A 20,565-nucleotide genomic window follows, 5' to 3' on the forward strand; every position below is an offset into this window, starting at 1 on the left:
GCGGGGTCGCCCTGCGGGCCGCGTCCGGGCCTTCGCGGGGTCGCCCTGCGGTCCGCGTCCACATCTCTGCGGGTCGCCCGCCGAAAGCGTCCACGCCTCCGCGGGGTCGCCCCCCCGTGACCGACGCGGCCCCCGCGTGAGCGCGACCCGCTCCCCGCCCAAGCGCGCCACCGTCCCCTCCGCGCCCCCGGCGCACACCCCCGCCCGCCCGCACCCCACAGGCACACGACGGCGCACCCCAGAGGCGACCCGGCGCACACCATCCGTCACGCGCCGTGCGCTCGCGCCACCCCCGCACCACCCGCCCCACCAGGTTCTCGCTCTCGGCGTAGCCGCCCGGTCCGGGAACTTCACCGACCGTCCGCACGCTTGCATACAGTGGCAGGACCGGCAGAAACGGCGGTGTCGACGACGACCGCCTCCGCGATCGAAGGGACGTACATGCCCATGGGTCACACGGCCACAGCCCAGGCAGGCTCCGGAGGCCTGACAGCGACCGAACACCGCCTGGCCAACGGCCTGCGCGTGGTGCTCTCCGAGGACCACCTGACCCCGGTCGCGGCGGTGTGCCTCTGGTACGACGTGGGCTCACGGCACGAGGTCAAGGGCCGTACCGGCCTGGCTCACCTTTTCGAGCACCTGATGTTCCAGGGGTCGGCCCAGGTGAAGGGCAACGGCCACTTCGAACTGGTGCAGGGCGCCGGCGGCTCGCTCAACGGCACCACCAGCTTCGAGCGGACCAACTACTTCGAGACCATGCCCGCCCACCAGTTGGAGCTCGCCCTCTGGCTGGAGGCCGACCGCATGGGCTCCCTGCTGGCCGCCCTGGACGAGGAGTCCATGGAGAACCAGCGGGACGTCGTGAAGAACGAGCGCCGTCAGCGCTACGACAACGTCCCCTACGGCACCGCCTTCGAGAAGCTGACCGCCCTCGCCTACCCGGAGGGCCACCCCTACCACCACACCCCGATCGGGTCGATGGCGGACCTGGACGCGGCGACCCTGGAGGACGCCCGCCAGTTCTTCCGCACGTACTACGCGCCGAACAACGCGGTGCTGTCCGTGGTCGGCGACATCGACCCCGAGCAGACGCTCGCCTGGATCGAGAAGTACTTCGGCTCCATCCCGTCGCACGACGGCAAGCCCGCCCCGCGCGACGGCTCGCTGCCCGACGTGATCGGCGAGGAGCTGCGCGAGGTCGTCGAGGAGGAGGTCCCGGCGCGGGCGCTGATGGCCGCCTACCGGCTCCCGGAGGACGGCACGCGCGCGTGCGACGCGGCCGACCTGGCGCTCACCGTCCTCGGCGGCGGCGAGTCCTCGCGGATCTACAACCGCCTGGTGCGGCGCGACCGTACGGCCGTCGCGGCCGGGTTCGGCCTGCTGCGGCTGGCCGGGGCGCCGTCCCTGGGCTGGCTGGACGTGAAGACGTCCGGCGATGTCGAGGTGCCGGTGATCGAGGCGGCCATCGACGAGGAGCTCGCCCGGTTCGCCGAGGAGGGCCCCACCGCCGAGGAGATGGAGCGTGCCCAGGCCCAGCTGGAGCGCGAGTGGCTCGACCGGCTCGGCACGGTCGCCGGCCGCGCCGACGAACTGTGCCGCTACGCCGTGCTGTTCGGCGACCCGCAGCTCGCCCTGACCGCCGTGAGCCGGGTCCTGGAGGTGACGGCCGAGGAGGTCCAGGAGGTCGCCAAGGCGCGCCTGCGGCCCGACAACCGCGCGGTGCTCGTCTACGAGCCCGTCGCCCCGGCGGCCGGTGACGCCGCCGACGAGACCGAGGAAGCCGCCGCAGCCGGCGCCGACGAGAACGAGGAGGCGGCGAAGTGACCGAGCTCGCCACGATGGAGTTCCACCCCCGGCCGCAGGCGGGCGAGGCCAAGCCCTGGGCCTTCCCGGCCCCCGAACGCGGCTCCCTCGACAACGGCCTGACCGTGCTGCGCTGCCACCGCCCCGGCCAGCAGGTCGTCGCCGTCGAGGTGATCCTCGACGCGCCCCTGGACGCCGAGCCGGAGGGCCTGGACGGCGTCGCCACGATCATGGCGCGCGCCTTCTCCGAGGGAACCGACAAGCACTCCGCCGAGGAGTTCGCCGCCGAGCTGGAGCGCTCCGGCGCCACCCTCGACGCGCACGCCGACCACCCCGGCGTCCGCCTCAGCCTCGAGGTGCCGGCCTCGCGGCTCGCCAAGGGACTCGGCCTCGTCGCCGACGCCCTGCGCGCGCCCGCCTTCGCCGACAGCGAGATCGAGCGGCTGGTCCGCAACCGCCTCGACGAGATCCCGCACGAGCTGGCGAACCCGTCCCGCCGCGCCGCGAAGGAGCTCTCCAAGGAGCTGTTCCCGGCGAGTGCGCGCATGTCGCGCCCGCGCCAGGGCACCGAGGAGACCGTCGAGCGCATCGACTCCGCGGCCGTGCGCGGCTTCTACGAGAAGCACGTCCGGCCGGCCACGGCGACCGCCGTGGTGGTCGGCGACCTCACCGGCGTCGACCTGGACGCGCTGCTCGCCGACACCCTGGGCGCCTGGACCGGCTCCCAGGCGCAGCCGCGGCCCGTCCCGCCGGTGGTCGCGGACGACACCGGCCGCGTGGTCATCGTGGACCGCCCCGGAGCCGTGCAGACGCAGCTGCTGATCGGCCGTACGGGCCCGGACCGGCACGACCGCGTGTGGCCCGCGCAGGTGCTCGGCACGTACTGCCTCGGCGGCACCCTCACCTCGCGCCTGGACCGCGTCCTGCGCGAGGAGAAGGGATACACCTACGGCGTACGGGCGTTCGGCCAGGTGCTGCGCTCGGCCCCCGACGGCACGGGCGCGTCGCTGCTGGCCATCAGCGGCTCGGTCGACACCCCCAACACCGGCCCGGCGCTGGACGACCTGTGGACCGTGCTGCGCACGCTGGCCGCCGAGGGCCTCACGGACGAGGAGCGGGACGTCGCCGTGCAGAACCTGGTGGGCGTGGCGCCGCTCAAGTACGAGACGGCGGCGGCCGTCGCGAGCACCCTGGCGGACCAGGTCGAGCAGCACCTGCCGGACCACTACCAGGCCGACCTGTACCGGCAGTTGGCCGCGACCGGCACCGTGGAGGCCACGGCGGCCGTCGTGAACGCCTTCCCGGTGGACCGCCTGGTGACCGTGCTCGTCGGCGACGCGGCGCAGATCAAGGCGCCCGTGGAGGCGCTCGGGATCGGCGAAGTCACCGTCGTCACGGCCGAGTAGAGCCGCAGCGGGACGCACGCGCGCGGGAGCCCCGGTGACGGGTACGTCACCGGGGCTCCCTTATGCCCCAATTGGGGCGGAGGTTGCCTGTCTGCCCTGTGGGATGCGCTACAAAACCCGGGAATCGTTTGGGGATTGTGAGATGTCCCGCTTAGTTTCGTGCGGGCTGTTCGTCGGGCAGTGCGCCGCATCCGCGGCACCGGACAGTCATCGCCGAGTCCCCGTACGGCGCGAGCCAGGGGAGCCGGGGACCCATGTGCAGTCCCTGGGGTGAATCGGACGCCCGCGCGTGTCGCGAGGGTGTCCGTAGGAGACCTTCCTGCTCCGAACCCGTCAGCTAACCCGGTAGGCGAGAGGGAAGGAAAGGACCAGCTTGTACATGGCGTTCACCCGCGCCACCGGGAAGCACCGTCGTCCCGGCCGCGTCCAGCGCGGCACCGCCCGCGCCGCGGGCGTCGCGGCCCTCGCGGGCACCGGCGTCGTCGGCTCCTTCACGGCCCCCGCGCTCGCCGCCGAACCGGCCGCGGCCCAGACCGGCCTCACCCCTGTCGTCACCCTCGGCGACGTGGTCGCCGACCGCATCGACGCCCAGGCCGCCGCCCAGCACGAGGCCGCCCGCGTGGCGGCCCAGGAGGCCGCGCGCAAGGCCGCCGAGGAGGCGGCCCGTGAGCGCGCCGTCGAGGAGGCCGAGAAGGCCCGCGCCGAGAAGGAGCGCGCCGCGCGTGAGGCGGAGCGCAAGCGCCTCAACACCTTCGTCTCCCCGATCCCCGGCTCCTACGTGTCGACCGCGTACCAGAGCGGCGGCGCCATCTGGTCGTCCGGCAGCCACACCGGGATCGACTTCCACGCCGCGAGCGGCACGCCCGTCCACTCCGTCGGCGTCGGCACGGTCGTCGAGGCCGGCTGGGGCGGCGCCTACGGCAACCAGGTCGTCATCAAGATGCACGACGGCACGTACACCCAGTACGCGCACCTGTCGTCGATCTCGGTGTCCGTGGGCCAGGAGGTCGTCGCCGGCGAGCAGATCGGCCTGTCCGGCGCCACCGGCAACGTCACCGGCGCCCACCTGCACTTCGAGGCGCGCATGTCCGCCGACTACGGCTCCGACCTCGACCCGGTCTCCTACCTGCGGTCGCACGGCGTGAACATCTGAGGCGTACCACCGCGCCCTCGGGGCGTACCGGCCCGTCTTCAGGCCCCGGCTCCCACGAGCCGGGGCTTTCGCCGTTTTCGAGCCCGTCCGCGCATGCGCCGCCTGTCCAAAAATTATGTATGGATTCCGGTCCGCCGTCGGAAATTGTCTCCGGTTGCAATAGAGTCACGAACGGACGTCAATCGTCGACGTTTCACGGGGATTAAGCCGGAGGTCGGTCATGCGTATTCCCGCGCACTCGGTGTGCACGGCGATCCGGGACGACATCGTCGCCGGTGTCTACGAGCGCGGGGGCCGGCTCACCGAGGAACTGCTCGCCCGCCGCTACGGGGTCTCCCGCGTCCCCGTCCGCGAGGCGCTGCGCACGCTGGAGGCCGAGGGGTTCGTGGTGACCCGGCGGCACGCGGGCGCGTGCGTGGCCGAGCCCACCGAGCAGGAGGCCGCCGACCTGCTGGAGATGCGCCAGCTCCTGGAGCCCATGGGGGCCTCCCGGGCGGCCCAGCGGCGTACCGACGCGCATCTCAAGGTGCTGCGCGGCCTGGTCAGGCTGGGGCAGGAACGCGCACGTCAGGGCAACAGCGACGACCTGCGCTCGCTGGGCGGCTGGTTCCACGAGACGCTCGCCCAGGCCTCCGGCAGCCCGGCGCTGACGTCGATGCTGATCCAGCTCGGGCACAAGATCGCCTGGATGTACGCGGTGGACGGGCCGCCCGACCCGGTCGCGTACTGGGCGGAGCACGGCGCGATCGTGGACGCCGTGGCGCGCGGCGACGGCGAGCGGGCGCGGACCCTCACGGCGCTGCACACCGAGCAGGCGAACGCCGGACACCGGCTGCGGTTCGGCTCCGGCGCCGAACGCGCCGTCCGCACGGACCGTGTGAGGAACTCGCAACATCCCGTAAACATGACGAGCCTGCGCCATTAACACGAGTCCCGTATACAAAGAGGGCGGAAATCGCGGGGGCTTTTTCTGCTGCCCGGAAATGGGAATGAGAAAGGCCCGCCCGGTGGTCCGGGCGGGCCTTTCCGTGTCGCACGGCCGTCGCGTGCGGAATTCGTAATCAGACGGTCTCGGGGAGTTCCTCGAGACCCTCGGCGACCAGCTTCGCCAGACGGTCCAGGGCGGCGTCCGCGCCGTCGGCGTCGGAGGCGAGGACGATCTCCTCACCGCCCTGGGCGCCCAGGCCCAGGACGGCCAGCATCGACGCCGCGTTCACGGGGGTGCCCCCGGCCTTGGCGATCGTCACCGGGACGCCTGCGGCCGTGGCGGCTCGGACGAAGATGGAGGCGGGGCGGGCGTGGAGACCCTCGGCCCAGCCGACGTTGACGCGGCGCTCAGCCATGTGTTGCTGCCCTTCGCTGTTCAGGGTTGTCTAGACCAGTCTTCCATATCGTGACGCGTGCCCGGAGCGACGTCCGGGACGGCCCTCGAAGCCGCCGGGCCGCGGCCTCGGCCCGGCGGTCGTCCACCACAGACTGCCTCGCGCCGCTGTCGGACGCGAGCCGTACTCTGGGGCCCATGCAGACCTCGTCGGACCGCCACGAGTACCCCGCCCACTGGGAGGCCGACGTGGTGCTGCGCGACGGCGGCACCGCGCGCATCCGCCCCATCACCGCGGACGACGCGGAGCGGCTGGTCAGCTTCTACGAGCAGGTGTCCGACGAGTCGAAGTACTACCGCTTCTTCGCGCCCTACCCCCGGCTGTCCGCCAAGGACGTCCACCGCTTCACCCACCACGACTTCGTGGACCGCGTCGGGCTCGCGGCGACCGTCGGCGACGACTTCATCGGCACCGTGCGCTACGACCGCATCGGCGCGGGCGGGCGGCCCGCGACCGGCGAGGAGGCCGACGAGGCCGAGGTCGCCTTCCTGGTCCAGGACGCCCATCAGGGCCGGGGCGTCGCCTCCGCCCTCCTGGAGCACATCGCCGCGGTCGCCCGGGAGCGCGGCATCCGCCGGTTCGCCGCCGAGGTGCTGCCCGCCAACACCAAGATGATCAAGGTGTTCACCGACGCCGGGTACACGCAGAAGCGCAGCTTCGAGGACGGCGTCGTCCGGCTGGAGTTCGACCTCGAGCCCACCGACCGCTCCCTGGCCGTGCAGTACGCGCGCGAGCAGCGCGCGGAGGCCCGCTCGGTGCAGCGGCTCCTCGCCCCCGGCGCGGTCGCCGTCATCGGCACCGGCCGCACCCCCGGCGGCGTCGGACGCAGCATCCTCGGCAACATCCGCGACGCCGGCTTCACCGGCCGCCTCTACGCCGTCAACGGTGCGCTGCCGGAGGGGGAGAAGGAGCTCGACGGCGTCCCCGCCTTCCGCTCCGTGCGCGACATCGACGGGCCCGTGGACCTCGCGGTCGTCGCGGTGCCCGCCGAACGGGTCCCCGAGGTGGTCGCCGAGTGCGGCGAGCACGACGTCCAGGGACTCGTCGTGGTCTCCGCCGGCTACGCCGAGTCCGGCCCCGAGGGCAGGGAGCGCCAGCGCGCCCTGGTCCGGCAGGCCCGCAGCTACGGCATGCGGATCATCGGACCGAACTCCTTCGGCGTCATCAACACCTCGCCCGAGGTCCGGCTGAACGCCTCGCTCGCGCCCGACATGCCCCGCGCCGGCCGCATCGGCCTGTTCGCCCAGTCCGGCGCCATCGGCGTCGCGCTGCTGTCCCGGCTGCACCGCCGCGGCGGCGGCGTCACCGGCGTCACCGGCCTGTCCACGTTCGTCTCCTCCGGCAACCGCGCCGACGTCTCCGGCAACGACGTCCTGCAGTACTGGTACGAGGACGCCGACACCGACGTGGCCCTGATGTACCTGGAGTCCATCGGCAACCCCCGCAAGTTCACCCGGCTCGCCCGCCGCACCGCCGCCGCCAAGCCGCTGGTCGTGGTGCAGGGCGCGCGCCACGGCGCGGGACCGCGCGGGCACGCCGTCCGCGCGACCCAGCTGCCGCACGCCACGGTCTCCGCGCTGCTGCGCCAGGCCGGGGTGATCCGCGTGGACACCATCACCGAACTGGTCGACGCCGGCCTGCTGCTCGCCCGCCAGCCCCTCCCCGCCGGACCCCGGGTGGCGATCCTCGGCAACTCCGAGTCCCTGGGCCTGCTCACCTACGACGCCTGCCTCGCCGAAGGGCTGCGCCCGCACCCGCCGCAGGACCTCACCACCGCCGCCTCCGCGGCGGACTTCCACGCGGCGCTCTCCCGCGCCCTGGCCGACGACTCCTCCGACGCCGTCGTCGTCACCGCCATCCCCTCGGTGGGGGAGGGCTCGGTCGGCGACGCGGCGCTGGCGGAGGCGCTGCGCTCGGCCGCCGCCGAGCAGCCGACCAAGCCGGTCCTCGTGGTCCACGTCGAGCTGGGCGGCCTCGCCGAGGCCCTGTCCGCCGCGACGAGCACGGCGCCCCAGCCGGGCGCCGCCTCCGGCCCGGTCCCCACGGCGGGCGGCACACGGCCGGGGGAGCGCGCGGAACCCCCTACGGGGGCGGACGCCAAGGGCGCACCCGCACCACCCCCCGAGGGCGCCCACCCCATCCCCGCCTACCCCGCCGCCGAGCGTGCCGTACGGGCGCTCGCGCAGGCCGTGGCGTACGGGCAGTGGCGGCGGGACGCGGCCGACCCCGGCAAGGTGCCCGAGTACGAGGACATCGACGAGCGGGGCGCCGCCGCCCTCATCGACGGGCTGCTCGCCCGCGGCCAGGGCCTCACCCTCACCACCGAGGCCACCTGCGAACTGCTCGCCGCCTACGGCGTCCACGTCCACCGCGCCCTGCCGGCGCCCACCCCCGACGCCGCCGCCGAGGCCGCCCGCACCCTCGGCTACCCGGTCGCCCTCAAGGCGACCGCCCCGCACCTCAGGCACCGCGCCGACCTCGGCGGCGTCCGCCTCGATCTCGCCGACGAAGACCAGCTGCGCCGGGCGTACGCCGAACTCACCGAGCTGTTCGGCGGCCCCGAGGAGCTGCGCCCCGTGGTGCAGCGGATGGCCCCGCGCGGGGTGGACACCGTGGTCCGCGCGGTCATCGACCCGGCGGCCGGCGCCGTGCTGTCGTTCGGGCTCGCCGGGGCCGCCTCCCAGCTGCTCGGCGACATGGCGCACCGCCTGATCCCGGTGACCGACCGGGACGCCACCTCGCTGGTCCGCTCGATCCGCACGGCCCCGCTGCTGTTCGGCTGGCGCGGCTCGGCGCCCGTCGACACCCCCGCGCTCGAGGAGCTGATGCTGCGCGTGTCGCGCCTGGTCCACGACCATCCCGAGGTGGTCGCGGTCACCCTGGAGCCGGTCGTCGTCGCCCCGCACGGCGTCAGCGTCCTCGGCGCCTCCGTACGCCTGGCGCCGCCGCCCGCCCGTGACGACCACGGGCCCCGGACCCTCCCCGCGTACTGACCCGGGGCGAGCGGTGCCTCGCAGTCGGTGGCCACCCGTAGGATGGGCCACATGGCCAAGACCAGTACGACGTCCCAGGGGCTGCGGGCGGCGATCGAGCGCAGCGGCTACTACCCGGCCCTCGTGGCCGAGGCGGTGGAGGCCGCCGTGGGCGGCGAGCCCGTGCGGTCGTACCTGGTCCACCAGGAGACGACGTTCGACCAGAACGAGGTGCGGCGGCACGTGACCGTGCTCGTCCTCACCGCCAACCGCTTCATCGTCAGCCACACCGACGAGCAGGCCGCGGACAGCACGTCCCCGACCCCCTACGCCACCACGTCCACCGAGTCGGTCAAGCTCGGCCGGATCTCGTCGATCGTGGTCAGCCGCGTGGTCGCCAACCCCGAGTCGTACACGCCCGGGACGCTGCCGCGCGAGATCGTCCTCACCATCGGCTGGGGCGCGGTCTCCCGTCTCGACCTGGAGCCGGCCGCGTGCGGCGACCCGGACTGCGAGGCCGACCACGGCTACACGGGCAGCTCGACGGCCGACGACCTGAGCCTGCGCGTCAGCGAGGCCGGCGACGGCCCGGAGACCGTGCGCCAGGCGCTCGCCTTCGCCCAGGCCCTCTCCGAGGCGACCGCGGACCTGCGCTGATGGCTCACCGCCCGCCCGCGTACGGCCGAGGACACCTGGCGCCCGGCTGGGACACCCACCCGGAGCCCCTCGCGGTCGGCTCCGCGCCCGTCCCGGACTACGGCACCGGCTCCCTGGCCGACCTGCTGCCCACCCTCGCCGCCGGCCTCGGCGTCCCCGGCATGACCGCGGGCATCGGCGAGCTGACCCCCGCCGACCGCAACTGCGTCTTCCTCATCGACGGCCTGGGCTGGGAGCAGCTCAAGGCCCACCCGGAGGAGGCGCCGTTCATGACGTCCCTGCTGTCCGCCTCGCGCGGCGGCACAGGACGTCCGATCACCGCGGGCTACCCGGCGACCACCGCGACCTCCCTCGCCTCCGTCGGCACCGGCCTGCCCCCGGGCGCGCACGGCCTGCCCGGCTACACCGTGCGCGACCCGGACACCGGCGCGCTGATGAACCAGCTGCGCTGGCAGCCCTGGACCCCGCCGGGCGCCTGGCAGCCGTACCCGACGGTGTTCGAACTGGCGCACCGCGCGGGCGTGCACGCCGCGCAGGTGTCCTCCCCGACCTTCGCCAACACCCCGCTGACCAAGGTCGCGCTGAGCGGCGGCACCTTCCAGGGGCGGCTGTCCGGCGAGGACCGCATGGACGCCGCCGCGGAGCAACTGGCCTTGGCCGACCGCGCCCTGGTGTACACGTACTACGCCGAGGTCGACGGCGCCGGCCACCGCTTCGGCGTGGACTCCGACACCTGGCGCGGCCAGCTCATGTACGTGGACCGCCTGGTGCAGCGCCTCGCCGAGCAACTCCCGCCGCGCAGCGCCCTGTACGTCACCGCCGACCACGGCATGGTGGACATCCCGTTCGACGAGACGCACCGCATCGACTTCGACGAGGACTGGGAGCTGAAGGCCGGCGTCGCCCTGCTCGGCGGCGAGGGCCGCGCGCGCCATGTGTACGCGGTGCCCGGCGCCGCGGGCGACGTGCTGGCGTGCTGGCGCGAGGTGCTCGGCGAGCAGTTCTGGGTCGCCTCCCGCGACGAGGCGATCGCCGCCGGCTGGTTCGGACCGGAGATCGACGAGCGGGTGTACCACCGGCTCGGTGACGTGATCGCCGCCGCGCGGGACGACGTCCTGCTCGTCGCCTCCGAGCGGGAGCCCAGGGAGTCGGCGATGGTCGGCAACCACGGTTCCATGACCCCTGCCGAGCAGCTGGTTCCCCTGCTCGAAGTACGCTCCTGACGCGCTCCGCCGTCCCTGCCCCCTGCCGAAAGGTTGCCGACCCCTGATGTCCGAGCTGGTGTTCTTCTGCGGAACGATGGACTGCGGGAAGTCGACCCTCGCTCTGCAGATCGAGCACAACCGGTCGGCACGCGGCCTGGTCGGCATGATCTTCACCCGTAACGACCGGGCCGGCGAGGGCAAGCTCTCCTCCCGTCTGGGCCTGGTCACGGACGCGGTGGAGGTGGAGGACGGCGCCGACCTGTACGCGCACCTCGTCGACCATCTCTCGCAGGGCCGCCGGGCGGACTACGTGATCGCCGACGAGGCGCAGTTCCTGGACCCCGAGCAGATCGACCAGCTCGCGCGCGTGGTGGACGACCTGGACCTCGACGTGTACGCCTTCGGCATCACCACCGACTTCCGCTCCAAGCTGTTCCCCGGTTCCCAGCGTCTGGTCGAACTCGCCGACCGCGTCGAGGTGCTCCAGGTCGAGGCCCTGTGCTGGTGCGGCGCCCGCGCCACACACAACGCCCGTACCGTCGGCGGCGTGATGGTCGTCGAGGGCGCCCAGGTCGTCGTCGGGGATGTCACCGGCTCCGCGGACGAGATCGGCTACGAGGTGCTGTGCCGGCGCCATCACCGCCGCCGGATGACGGCGGCGACGGCGAGGGCGGCGGCGCTGGCGCCGGATGTGCTGCCGGTGTCGTCGGGCTGAGCGAGGCTGGACAGCGGGACGGTGCACGTCCCGGCCGCCTCGGGCTAACCGGCCACGTCGAGCAGCAGCTCGCTCAGCTCGACCGGCATCGTGATCATGCAGTCGTGGCCGGTGGGCAGCTCCCGCACCCGCGAGGGCGTCCCGTTGGGCTGGACCTCCGGCACCGGCCGCCGCACGATGCCCTCCGGGGTCGCGCCCACGCAGTGGACGTGGGTGCGGGGGACCTGGCGCAGCGCAGGGTTGTCCAGGCGCGCCGGCTGCTGGAGGCACAGCACCGGGTGGTCGGACAGCATGCCGCGCAGCCACTCCTGGTCCGCAGGGTCGGTCACGCCGAACAGGCCGAAGGGTGGAGGCAGTTCCGGCAGCGGCGGGATGCGCCACGGAGTGTCCGTGGACGCGGCGGCTTCGATGAGGTGCTGGGTGACGGGCTGCGCGTCGACCGCGGTCTCGCCGTGCTCCGGCACCATCGCGTCCAGATACACCAGGTGCGCGACCAGCTCCGGGACCTCGTTCGCCGCCGCCGAGATCACCAGCCCCGCGTAGCTGTGGCCGACCAGGATCACGTCGGTCAGGTTCTCGTCCTTGATCAGCCGGACGACGTCCTCGACATGGGTGTCCAGGCCCACCTCGGGGCCCAGCAGGTGCGCCTTGTCGCCGTAGCCGGTCAGGGACGGGCGGAGGACGCGGTGGCCGGCGGCCTCCAGCAGCGGGGCCGTCCGGTCCCAGCACCGGCCGTCGTGCCAGGCGCCATGGACAAGTAGATAAGTCGACACAGGGGAGCCTTCCGGGAAGGGGAGCATGGGAGAGGGAGGCAGTTCCCTTTCGTGCCTCGGTACGCTTCGGGAACCGCCCGTTCATCGTGGTGCACCCGCCCGACCTGGGGCAATAAGGCACATTCCGGTGACCCGGTTCCCTGGAGGTAACCATGACCGCAGCCGACGGCCCGCCACCGATGCCGCATCGGCAGGACCCGTGCCGTACCGGCGACGTCCTCGGCATCGTCGGCGACAAGTGGTCCCTGCTCGTCGTCCGCAACCTCAGCCAGGGACCACGCCGCTTCACCGAACTCAAGCGCGCCACCACCGGCATCAGCCAGCGCATGCTCACCGTCACCCTGCGCAGCCTGGAACGCGACGGCATCCTCACCCGCACCGTCCACAACGTCATGCCGCCGCACGTCAGTTACGCGCTCACGCCCATGGGCATGACCCTGCGCGAGGCCACGGCGCCCCTGCTGGAGTGGTCCACCCGCAACCTGGACGGCATCCACGCCGCGCGCGCCGCCTACGACTCCCGTGCGGAGAGCCCCCAGCAGGCGCCCTCCTAGAGTAGGCCGGCCTGTCCGGCGGATCATGCCGAGGACGCGGGGTCCGGCACGCCCTCCTCCACTGCCCTGAACGGGCGTGGGGGTGCCCCCAGCGGCGTTGTCGTAGGTCGCCGACTCCCCCGCGCTCGGCGTCACTCGCGCGGGAGGGACCCCCCTCGCGCCGGCTCCCTCCTCCGCCTTGCGGCTGGACGCACCAGACCCCGCTCACCTGGGTTGCAAGGCGCCGCGTCTTTCCCCCGACCTGATCCGCCGGACAGGCCTTAGTCCGCCCGCCCGTACCGCCGCCGCAGCCCCTCCGCCAGCGGGGCCTCCGCGAAGGCGCCCGCCGTCACGCGTGCCGCGACCGTGCGGCGCACGATGCGGTCGGCCAGGGACGGGGCGTGGCGGGCCAGGGCCATCTCCGCCCGGCCGCGCCGTGTCGTCGCCACGTCGCGCGGGGCCCGGCGCGCGGTCACCGCGGCGACCACCGCCGACACCACGCCCTCCAGCGGCTCCGGCCGCGACACACCGTCCAGCGAGAGCCCCGCCGCGCGCGTGCTGTCGTGGATCGGGCTCTTCACCATGCTCGGGTACACCGTCGTCACGCCCACGTGCGTGCCGACCTCCAGCCGCAGCGTGTCCGCGTACGCGGCGAGGGCCCGCTTGGACACCCCGTACGCGGCGGCCAGCGGCAGCGGCAGGACCGCCATCCGCGAGGCGACGAACACCACCCGGCCGCGCGCCCGTTCGAGGTGGGGGAGCGCGGCGGCCGTCACGTCCCACGCGCCCAGCAGGTTGAGGCCGAGCTGTGCGTGGACCTCCGTGGACGGCCGCAGCTCCGCCGGCGCCGGTCCGCCCCGGCCCGCGTTGTTCACCAGCACGTCCACGCCCCCGCCGAGCAGCCGTACGGCCTCCTCGACGCCCTTCGTCACCGACTCGGGGTCGGTCAGGTCGCAGCCCACCACCGGCACCGGCGCCGAAGGATCCGCGTGCAGGTCCAACCCGACCACCCGGGCGCCGAGTTCGGTGAACCGCTCGCCGAGCGCCCGCCCGAACGTCCCCGCCGCGCCCGTCACGATCACCCGCCGCCCCGCGAGGGGCGTCGCCTTCCGCACGCCCGCCAAGTCCCGTGCCACCTGGCGCAGATACTGGTCCACGTCGATCCGCATGTGCGGCCGCCTGGTGCCCCAGCGTTCCCGCGCCGCGTGCAGTTCCGTCGTGACCGACGCCAGCATCCGGTCCCGCGACGGCCTGCGCAGCCGCCCGGTCACGTACGCGGCGAGCAGCCGGCTCTGCGCCTCCACCACCGGCAGCGCCGACCCCGTCGACTGCATCAGCCCGACGAAGGACAGGGCGTCGTCGTCCAGCGGGAACACGTGCCGGTAGAGCGGGAGGCGGGCCGGGTCCGGGACCAGCGACGGGTCGAGGAACGGCACCGTCGCCCGGTACCCGGTGCACCACAGCACATGGTCCACCTCGTCCTCCCGCCCGTCCGTGAAGCGCACCCGGCGCCCCTCGAAGCGCTCGATGCCGGCCCGTACGCCGATCTTCCCGGCGCGCACCAGCTCGGGAACGGTGTCGCTCAGCGTCGGGTGGTCCTGGAGCACGCCCTCGGGGGACGGCGGCAGCGCCGGACCTTCCGTGCCCCGGGCCGCCAGCCGCAGCATCCCCTGCGAGATCCGCTGGCGCAGCCGCCACGGAAGGACGGCCGCCAGCGCGCCGTTCCACTGGTCGGTCGGACGGCCGAACAGCGTCTTCGGCAGCACCCACACCCCGCGCCGGGCGGAGATCAGCACCTCGTCCGCGTGCCCGACCAGCTCCGTGGCGATGTCCATCGCGCTGTTCCCCGTGCCGACGACCAGCACACGACGCCCCGCGAACTCGGACGGTTCGCGGTAGGCGTGCGCATGCGAGGTGGCGCCCTCGAAGTCGCCCGGGTACGGCGGTTCGGGCAGACGCGGGGTGTGGTTGTGTCCGTTGGCCACCACGAGATGCGCGACCGTCTCCTCGTATGCGCCGTCGGGGCCGGTCAGTTCGAGCAGCCAGCCGTCCTCGGTGCGCCGGGCGGCGGTCAGTTCCGTGCTCATGCGGAAGTGCCGGGGGACGTCGAAGCGCTCGGCGTAGTCCTGGACGTACGACAGGAGTTGGGCGCGGGTCGGGTAGTCCGGCCAGTCCTCCGGCATCGCATGGTCCGTGAACTCGGTGCGCGGCTTGGACGTGTTGAGCCGCAGCCCCTCGTACGCGGCGGTGTCCGGAGCCGGCCGCCACAACCCGCCCAGCTCATCGGCGCGTTCGACGCCCAACACCTCGACGCCCGCCTGGAGCAGCGCCTTCACGGCCGCGATCCCCGCTGTGCCGCCGCCGACGACGGCCACCCGCCCCGGTACCGCCTCGCCACTCCCTGCACCCATCGCGTCCGCCCCCTTCCCGAGCCGCGCGGCCGTCCCGTGCGGCCGCTCCGTGGAGTTATTCCAACGTGCGATGGATTATTGCGTCAGTTCCGGTGCCGGCACCAGGCCCCTACGGCGCCTCCGTCCGCCCCGGCCCGTACAGGGCGTCGAGGAAACGGCGCACCCACAGCCGGAACTCGTACCGCTCCCGCTCCCGTTCGGCGGGGGAGGCGGCGGCCAGCGCGGTGACATGGCCGTGCGCCGCCCACACCAGGCTGCGCACCGTGACGTGCGGCGTCGTCTCCCGCACCGTCCCCGCCTGGGCGGCCTCTAGGAGCGCCCGCTCCACCTCGCCGTACAGCGGCAACGCGTACGCCTCGTCCAGGCCCGCGCCCCGCGTCGGATCGAGCCACCTGCGCAGCCACAGGAACGTGGTGTGCGGATGCTCCTCCAGGAAGTCCACGAACCCGTCCGCGAGCGCCCGCAGCGCCGCCGCCAACGGCTCCCCGCCGGTCGTCGCGGCCTCCCGGAGTTCCGCCACCAGCGGGGCCAGCGCCTCCCGCTCCGCAGCGTGCACCCGCTCGAAACAGGCGTCGTACAGCGCCTCCTTGGCGGGGAAGTGGTGGTGCAGGCTCGACACGTCGATGCCGACCCGCGCCGCGATGTCCCGTAGCGAGGTGCCCTCGGGGCCACGCGCGGCGAACAGTTCCGTCGCCTCCCGCAGGATCAGTTCGCGGGTGGACGGGCCGCCGTCCCGCTCCGCCCGTCGGGGCCGCCCCGGTCCGCGCCGTGCGGGCCGCGCGGCGGAAGGTGTCTCGCTGCTCTTCCTCATCCGGCACAGTCTGGCTAGGATCCGCAGACCTCGCAATCCAACATCTGAGGGATTCATGAACGCCGCGACAGGATCCGAAGCCCCTCTCCCCGGACCGCCCGCCTCCGCCGCGGTCACGGACGCCGGCGACGGCGCGGATGTGCCCCGCCCCGCGCTCGTGCGCTACGCGCTCGGCTCGGCCGGCATGGGCGTCTACGTCACCGTCCCCGGCCTGCTGCTCCTGTACTTCCTCACCGACACCCTCGGGGTCACCCCCTGGCTGGCCGGTCTGGCACTGCTCGTCCCGAAGGCCGTGGACATCGTCCTGCACCCGTTCGTCGGCTCCCTCTCCGACCGGGAACGCGCCCGCCGCGGAAGCCGGCTGCGGCTGCTGAGGGCGGGCTGCGCCCTCGCGCCCGCGTTCGTCGCCCTGTTCGCCGTCCCCGGCCCGGTGGCCGACCGTCCGTGGGCCGCCGCCCTGTGGGTCGCGGCCTGGTTCGTCGTCGCCAACGGCCTGTTCGCCGCGTACCAGGTGCCGTACCTCGCCACCCCCACCGACATGGAGATCGGCTACCACGGCCGCACCCGGGTGCTGTCCTTCCGGATGGTGGTCCTCACCGTCGGCATCCTCGTCGGCGGCGCGCTGGCCCCGCTGCTCGCGGGGGAGGGGGACTCGGTCGGCCGGTACGTCGTCATGGCCGCCGTCCTGGGCGCGTTCACCGTGGTCTTCCAGTACGTCGGCGTCGGCGGCGTCCGCGACCTGCTGCCCGCGCGAGGCCCGGCCGGGAAGACCGAGGACCCTCACGGCCCCGCCCTCGCCCAGGTACGGGACGTGCTGCGCGGCAACCGCCCCTTCCGCGTGCTGGTCTCCTGCTACCTCCTGGTGTCCACCACGACCCACCTCGTCCTCGCCGGGCTGCCGTACTACGCCCGGCACGAACTGGACCGCCCCGGCTTCACCACCGTCCTCATGGCCGCGTTCGTCGCGCCCGCCCTGCTGACCACGCCCCTGTGGTTCCGTCTCTCCCGCACCAGGGGCAAGCAGCGCTGCCTGCTGCTGTGCCAGGGCTTCTTCGTCGCCGGGGCGCTCGGCCTCGCGGCGGGCAAGGCGGCCGGGCTCGTCGTCCCCGTCCTCTGCACGCTCGTCCTCGGCGTGTGCTTCGCGGGACTTCAGCTCTTCCCGTTCTCGATGGTCCCGGACACGGTCCGCGCGGCCGACGGCGACGAGACCGGACGCACCGGCGCCTACACCGGCGTGTGGACCGCGACGGAGGCCACGGGCGCCGCGGCCGGCCCCTACCTCTACTCGGCGGCCCTCGCCCTCGGCGGCTACGCGTCCGCGCGGGCCGGCGAGGAGGTCACCCAGTCGGGCGGCGCGCACACCGCCATCCTGCTCGGCTTCACACTCCTGCCCGCCCTCCTCATGGCGGCGGCCCTGGCGGTCCAGTCCCGGTACCGTCTCGACGCCCGTTTCTCGGCGCCCCGCTGAGTCACTGTGCGGTCCGCACCAGCGCGAACCGCGCCCCCTCCGGGTCCGCCACCATGGCGACCCGGCCGTGCTCGGTGTCCCGGGGCCCGCCCAGCACCTGCCCGCCGAGGTGCAGCACCTGGTCCACCGCGTCGTCGGTGTCCGCCACCGTGAAGTACGTCGTCCAGTGCGGTCCCCGGTCGCGGGGGAGCGCGTTGCCGAGGCCGTGGACGCCGGTCACCGGGCGGCCGTCCAGACGCAGGGTCACGTAGTCCAGGTCGGCGGAAACGACCGGTTCCTCGTCGTAACCGAACACGGTCTCGTAGAACTTGGCCACATTCGTGGTCTCGAAGGTGGTCAGCTCGTTCCACGCCGGAGTGCCGGGCCGGCCGGTGACGCTCGTGCCGGCGCCGTCCGCCGTCTGCCAGATGCCGAACACGGCGCCGCTCGGGTCCGAGGCGAGCGCCAGCCTCCCCGCCTCGTCGACGTCCAGCGGCCCCACACCCACCGTCCCGCCGCAGGAACGCACCGCCTCGGCCGTCACATCGACGTCGTCCGAGGCGAAGTACGGCGTCCACGCCACCGGCAGCCGCCGGTCCGGGGGCAGCACCCCGATCCCGGCCACCGCGTGCCCGTCGAGCACGGCACGCACGTACGGGCCCAGCGGTCGCGGGCCGGGCAGGAACTCCCAGCCGAACAGCGCCCCGTAGAACTGCTCGGTCGGGTCGAGTCCGCGCACCATCAGGCTCACCCAGCAGGGTGTGCCGGGCGCGTGCCGGGCGGACCCGTCGCCGTTCGGGCGGGCGTTCCCCCGTGCGTCGGTCATCGTCACTCTCTTCTCGGCCGCCCGTACGTCGGCCGTGTCCGCTCGCCCCTGCCGGGGCCGTCCCGTGTCCGGCGCGGCGGATCGTTCCCGCACCGCAGCCGACACCGTATGTGCCCGATCCCGTACACCCGGTGACCGGATGTGTCCGGCCGAGCAGAGTAGCCGGACCCGGACGAGTCGGCCACCCCGTGCGCGAGGATGGTGACCATGAACGCCATCATCTCCGCATCCGAACTCGCGGACGCGCTGCGGTCGGAGCGTCCTCCGGTCCTGCTCGACGTCCGCTGGCAGCTCAGCACGGCCGCGGGGAGCGGTCAGCCGTTCGACGGCCGCGCCGCCTACGCGTCCGGTCACATCCCCGGCGCCGTCTTCGTCGACCTGGACCGCGAACTGGCGTCCGCGCCGGGCCCGCGGGGACGCCATCCGCTGCCGGACCTCGAGGTGTTCGGCGCGGCGATGCGGCGCGCGGGCGTGTCCGTGGGGACGCCTGTGGTCGCGTACGACGGCGGCATCGGGTGGGCGGCGGCCCGCGCCTGGTGGCTGCTGCGGTGGACCGGCCACCCGGACGTACGGGTCCTGGACGGCGGACTGCCCGCCTGGGACGGCCCGTTGGAGACGGAGGCGCCGACGCCGGCCGAGGGCGGCTTCGTGCCGAAGCCGGCGGAGGGGGGCGTGCTGGACGCGGACGGCGCGGCGGAGTTGGCACGTTCGGGGGTACTGCTGGACGCACGTGCGGGAGAGCGGTACCGGGGCGAGGTCGAGCCGATCGATCCGGTCGGCGGCCACATCCCGGGCGCGTTGTCCGCGCCGACGTCCGAGAACGTGGACGCCGACGGGCGTTTCCGGCCTGCGGCGGAGTTGCGCGCGCGCTTCGGCGAGGTGGGTGTGACGGAGGGCGTCCCGGTCGGCGTGTACTGCGGCTCGGGCGTGTCGGCGGCGCACCAAGTACTGGCGTTGGCGATCGCGGGAATCCCGGCGGCGCTGTACGTCGGCTCGTGGTCGGAGTGGTCCTCGGACCCGGAGAGGCCGGTGGCGGTGGGGCCGGATCCGCAGTGACGGGGCTGTATCGGCCCTGACGGGCCTCGTCCTCAAACGCCGGACGGGCTGGTTCCAGTCCCTCCGGCGTTTGAGGAGCGGGGTCCGGGGCGGAGCCCCGGAGACAACTACTCCTGCTTCTTCCGCCGCGTCCCGAACACGATCTCGTCCCAGCTCGGCACCGCCGCCCTGCGCCCCGGGCGGACGCCGTCCGCCTCGGCCTGGCGGTCGGTCGAGCCGATGAGACGGTCCCGGTGACCGCCCACCGAACGCGGCATCAGCACATCCGCGTACGCGGACCCCGCGGACGCGGCCGGAGCCGGCGGCTCCTCCGTGTCGGGCTCGGACTCCGGCTCCTCGACGGCCGGTTCGGTGCGCTTGGGCACCACCAGGTCGCCGCGGAAGCTCGGCACGGCCTCCAGCAGGCTGGTCAGCGAGTCGCGCTCACCCGAGGCCGTGGCCGCGGTGGACTCCTCGGCCGGCTCGGACGCCTGCGCGGGCAGGCTGGGCCGCTCGCGGTCGGCGGGGCGGTCCAGCGGACGGTCCCGCGGCAGCCGGGCGATGCGCGGCACGAACGGGAAGCTGGGCTCGGGCGTGGCGAGGTCGTCGGACTCGCCGATCAGCGAGCGCGCCTCGTCGTCGACGGCCTGGACGAGCCGCCGGGGCGGGTCGTACGTCCAGCTCGCCGAGTGGGGCTCGCCCGCGACCCGGTAGACCAGCAGGACCTCCCAGGTGCCGTCGTCGCGGCGCCAGGAGTCCCACTGGACGGTGTCCTTCTCGGCGCCGCGCAGCAGCAGCCGCTCCTGGACGGCCTCGCCTAGCGGGGGGCCGGAGTTCTCACCGGGGCGGCGGACCGGCGTCTTGCGGGCGCGCTCGGCCATGAAGGCGCGCTCGGCGAGGACGGGGCCCTCGAAGCGCCGCACGCGGTCCACGGGGATGCCGGCCATCTGCGCGACCTCTTCCGCGGTCGCGCCCGCCCTTATACGGGCCTGGATGTCGCGGGGGCGGAGGTGGCTCTCCACCTCGATCTCGATCTGGCCGAGGCGGGGACGGTCGCCGCGCACGGCGGCGCGGAGCCGTTCGTCGATCGGAAGCGTGTACTCCGTGCTGTCCGCAGCCTTCAGCACCAGCCGTGTGCCGTCATTCGAGACGGCCACGACACGCAGTTCGGGCATGGGGACCTCCCGGGTGGTGCCTGCCGACGTCACGTGCGTCGCTGCTTCCGCTAGTCGAGTGTGGCCTGCCCGGGTGCAGCCTGCCACAACCTTGCCGAGTTGCCCGGCGTGTCGGGCGCGGGCCCTGGATCGCCGTTATGGCACGGTTACCTATTCGCAACGCTAAGTGACCAAATGCGTCACCCTGTGCAACTAGCCCCCTCCCGGCGGTCCTCCGAGGATCCGGGCACCCTGACGGGAGTCCGGACCCAGGGCTCGCAA

17 protein-coding genes and 1 riboswitch are annotated in these 20,565 nt (G+C 73.9%); of the genes, 11 read left to right on the forward strand and 6 right to left on the reverse strand.

Annotation, left to right across the window (positions count from 1 at the left end; all coding sequences use genetic code 11):
* The first annotated feature begins 441 nt into the window (after positions 1–441).
* The 4 genes from ACQY0Z_RS23310 to ACQY0Z_RS23325 all read left to right on the forward strand — a co-directional run bounded on the left by ACQY0Z_RS23310 (position 442) and on the right by ACQY0Z_RS23325 (position 5,287).
* A complete protein-coding gene (locus ACQY0Z_RS23310) occupies positions 442–1,824 on the forward strand; it encodes an insulinase family protein (RefSeq protein WP_189903899.1) in 1,383 nt (460 codons plus the stop codon).
* On the forward strand, positions 1,821–3,209 hold the full coding sequence (locus ACQY0Z_RS23315; RefSeq protein WP_254588492.1) for a M16 family metallopeptidase: 1,389 nt from the start codon (positions 1,821–1,823) through the stop codon (positions 3,207–3,209). Before ACQY0Z_RS23310 ends, ACQY0Z_RS23315 begins: the two co-directional genes overlap by 4 nt.
* A gap of 201 nt (positions 3,210–3,410) precedes the next feature.
* Positions 3,411–3,576: riboswitch (cyclic di-AMP (ydaO/yuaA leader) on the forward strand.
* A gap of 12 nt (positions 3,577–3,588) precedes the next feature.
* Positions 3,589–4,362, forward strand: coding sequence for a M23 family metallopeptidase (locus ACQY0Z_RS23320; RefSeq protein WP_381725956.1), 774 nt, complete (start codon positions 3,589–3,591; stop codon positions 4,360–4,362).
* A gap of 220 nt (positions 4,363–4,582) precedes the next feature.
* On the forward strand, positions 4,583–5,287 hold the full coding sequence (locus tag ACQY0Z_RS23325) for a GntR family transcriptional regulator (protein ID WP_254588493.1): 705 nt from the start codon (positions 4,583–4,585) through the stop codon (positions 5,285–5,287).
* Between the two features lie 136 nt (positions 5,288–5,423).
* Here ACQY0Z_RS23325 and ACQY0Z_RS23330 read toward each other — a convergent pair whose 3' ends face one another.
* Positions 5,424–5,705 (reverse strand): HPr family phosphocarrier protein, encoded by a 282-nt coding sequence (locus ACQY0Z_RS23330; RefSeq protein WP_189903862.1) that lies wholly within the window; start codon positions 5,703–5,705, stop codon positions 5,424–5,426.
* Between the two features lie 176 nt (positions 5,706–5,881).
* On the opposite strand from ACQY0Z_RS23330, the gene ACQY0Z_RS23335 reads away from it, so the two are divergent.
* From ACQY0Z_RS23335 to ACQY0Z_RS23350, 4 genes are read left to right on the forward strand one after another with little or no spacing between them, the layout of a single operon-like run.
* On the forward strand, positions 5,882–8,737 hold the full coding sequence (locus tag ACQY0Z_RS23335; protein WP_439812747.1) for a GNAT family N-acetyltransferase: 2,856 nt from the start codon (positions 5,882–5,884) through the stop codon (positions 8,735–8,737).
* A 51-nt stretch (positions 8,738–8,788) separates the two neighbouring features.
* Positions 8,789–9,373 (forward strand): DUF5998 family protein, encoded by a 585-nt coding sequence (locus tag ACQY0Z_RS23340; protein ID WP_189903866.1) that lies wholly within the window; start codon positions 8,789–8,791, stop codon positions 9,371–9,373.
* Positions 9,373–10,596 carry an alkaline phosphatase family protein gene (locus ACQY0Z_RS23345; RefSeq protein ID WP_439812748.1) on the forward strand — a complete coding sequence of 408 codons (1,224 nt, stop codon included), beginning with the start codon at positions 9,373–9,375 and terminating at the stop codon, positions 10,594–10,596. The genes ACQY0Z_RS23340 and ACQY0Z_RS23345 overlap by 1 nt, the downstream gene beginning before the upstream one ends.
* 46 nt (positions 10,597–10,642) lie before the next feature.
* Positions 10,643–11,293 carry a thymidine kinase gene (locus ACQY0Z_RS23350; RefSeq protein ID WP_189903870.1) on the forward strand — a complete coding sequence of 217 codons (651 nt, stop codon included), beginning with the start codon at positions 10,643–10,645 and terminating at the stop codon, positions 11,291–11,293.
* A 44-nt stretch (positions 11,294–11,337) separates the two neighbouring features.
* Here ACQY0Z_RS23350 and ACQY0Z_RS23355 read toward each other — a convergent pair whose 3' ends face one another.
* Complete coding sequence (locus ACQY0Z_RS23355; protein WP_439812749.1) at positions 11,338–12,066, reverse strand: alpha/beta fold hydrolase; 729 nt, start codon at positions 12,064–12,066, stop codon at positions 11,338–11,340.
* A gap of 152 nt (positions 12,067–12,218) precedes the next feature.
* On the opposite strand from ACQY0Z_RS23355, the gene ACQY0Z_RS23360 reads away from it, so the two are divergent.
* Positions 12,219–12,620 (forward strand): winged helix-turn-helix transcriptional regulator, encoded by a 402-nt coding sequence (locus ACQY0Z_RS23360; protein WP_254587895.1) that lies wholly within the window; start codon positions 12,219–12,221, stop codon positions 12,618–12,620.
* Between the two features lie 260 nt (positions 12,621–12,880).
* Here ACQY0Z_RS23360 and ACQY0Z_RS23365 read toward each other — a convergent pair whose 3' ends face one another.
* Both ACQY0Z_RS23365 and ACQY0Z_RS23370 read right to left on the reverse strand, forming a co-directional pair.
* On the reverse strand, positions 12,881–15,010 hold the full coding sequence (locus ACQY0Z_RS23365) for an SDR family NAD(P)-dependent oxidoreductase (RefSeq protein WP_439812750.1): 2,130 nt from the start codon (positions 15,008–15,010) through the stop codon (positions 12,881–12,883).
* Between the two features lie 109 nt (positions 15,011–15,119).
* A complete protein-coding gene (locus ACQY0Z_RS23370) occupies positions 15,120–15,821 on the reverse strand; it encodes a TetR/AcrR family transcriptional regulator (protein ID WP_439812751.1) in 702 nt (233 codons plus the stop codon).
* 55 nt (positions 15,822–15,876) lie between these two features.
* Between ACQY0Z_RS23370 and ACQY0Z_RS23375 the strand changes: the two genes are divergently transcribed.
* The gene (locus ACQY0Z_RS23375) at positions 15,877–17,289 is read left to right on the forward strand and encodes an MFS transporter (RefSeq protein WP_439812752.1); all 1,413 of its coding nucleotides are present in this window, start codon (positions 15,877–15,879) and stop codon (positions 17,287–17,289) included.
* A 1-nt stretch (position 17,290) separates the two neighbouring features.
* Here ACQY0Z_RS23375 and ACQY0Z_RS23380 read toward each other — a convergent pair whose 3' ends face one another.
* Positions 17,291–18,094 carry a VOC family protein gene (locus ACQY0Z_RS23380; RefSeq protein ID WP_439812753.1) on the reverse strand — a complete coding sequence of 268 codons (804 nt, stop codon included), beginning with the start codon at positions 18,092–18,094 and terminating at the stop codon, positions 17,291–17,293.
* 207 nt (positions 18,095–18,301) lie between these two features.
* Here ACQY0Z_RS23380 and ACQY0Z_RS23385 point away from each other — a divergent pair, with 207 nt between their 5' ends.
* Positions 18,302–19,150 (forward strand): sulfurtransferase, encoded by an 849-nt coding sequence (locus tag ACQY0Z_RS23385; RefSeq protein WP_439812754.1) that lies wholly within the window; start codon positions 18,302–18,304, stop codon positions 19,148–19,150.
* A 107-nt stretch (positions 19,151–19,257) separates the two neighbouring features.
* Here ACQY0Z_RS23385 and sepH read toward each other — a convergent pair whose 3' ends face one another.
* Positions 19,258–20,304 carry a septation protein SepH gene (gene sepH, locus ACQY0Z_RS23390; RefSeq protein WP_439812755.1) on the reverse strand — a complete coding sequence of 349 codons (1,047 nt, stop codon included), beginning with the start codon at positions 20,302–20,304 and terminating at the stop codon, positions 19,258–19,260.
* Between the last annotated feature and the right edge of the window lie 261 nt (positions 20,305–20,565).

It is taken from the genome of Streptomyces sp. P9-2, from assembly GCF_051903975.1.
Classification (GTDB): Bacteria; Actinomycetota; Actinomycetes; order Streptomycetales; family Streptomycetaceae; genus Streptomyces; species Streptomyces cellulosae.

Bases quoted from the DNA above. Each gene is read 5' to 3' on its own strand.
- ACQY0Z_RS23310 (WP_189903899.1), top strand. From the start codon at position 442: ATGCCCATGGGTCACACGGCCACAGCCCAGGCAGGCTCCGGAGGCCTG.
- ACQY0Z_RS23320 (WP_381725956.1), top strand. From the start codon at position 3,589: ATGGCGTTCACCCGCGCCACCGGGAAGCACCGTCGTCCCGGCCGCGTC.
- ACQY0Z_RS23325 (WP_254588493.1), top strand. From the start codon at position 4,583: ATGCGTATTCCCGCGCACTCGGTGTGCACGGCGATCCGGGACGACATC.
- ACQY0Z_RS23330 (WP_189903862.1), bottom strand. From the start codon at position 5,705: ATGGCTGAGCGCCGCGTCAACGTCGGCTGGGCCGAGGGTCTCCACGCC.
- ACQY0Z_RS23335 (WP_439812747.1), top strand. From the start codon at position 5,882: ATGCAGACCTCGTCGGACCGCCACGAGTACCCCGCCCACTGGGAGGCC.
- ACQY0Z_RS23340 (WP_189903866.1), top strand. From the start codon at position 8,789: ATGGCCAAGACCAGTACGACGTCCCAGGGGCTGCGGGCGGCGATCGAG.
- ACQY0Z_RS23345 (WP_439812748.1), top strand. From the start codon at position 9,373: ATGGCTCACCGCCCGCCCGCGTACGGCCGAGGACACCTGGCGCCCGGC.
- ACQY0Z_RS23350 (WP_189903870.1), top strand. From the start codon at position 10,643: ATGTCCGAGCTGGTGTTCTTCTGCGGAACGATGGACTGCGGGAAGTCG.
- ACQY0Z_RS23360 (WP_254587895.1), top strand. From the start codon at position 12,219: ATGACCGCAGCCGACGGCCCGCCACCGATGCCGCATCGGCAGGACCCG.
- ACQY0Z_RS23365 (WP_439812750.1), bottom strand. From the start codon at position 15,010: ATGGGTGCAGGGAGTGGCGAGGCGGTACCGGGGCGGGTGGCCGTCGTC.
- ACQY0Z_RS23370 (WP_439812751.1), bottom strand. From the start codon at position 15,821: ATGAGGAAGAGCAGCGAGACACCTTCCGCCGCGCGGCCCGCACGGCGC.
- ACQY0Z_RS23375 (WP_439812752.1), top strand. From the start codon at position 15,877: ATGAACGCCGCGACAGGATCCGAAGCCCCTCTCCCCGGACCGCCCGCC.
- ACQY0Z_RS23380 (WP_439812753.1), bottom strand. From the start codon at position 18,094: ATGACCGACGCACGGGGGAACGCCCGCCCGAACGGCGACGGGTCCGCC.
- ACQY0Z_RS23385 (WP_439812754.1), top strand. From the start codon at position 18,302: ATGAACGCCATCATCTCCGCATCCGAACTCGCGGACGCGCTGCGGTCG.
- sepH (WP_439812755.1), bottom strand. From the start codon at position 20,304: ATGCCCGAACTGCGTGTCGTGGCCGTCTCGAATGACGGCACACGGCTG.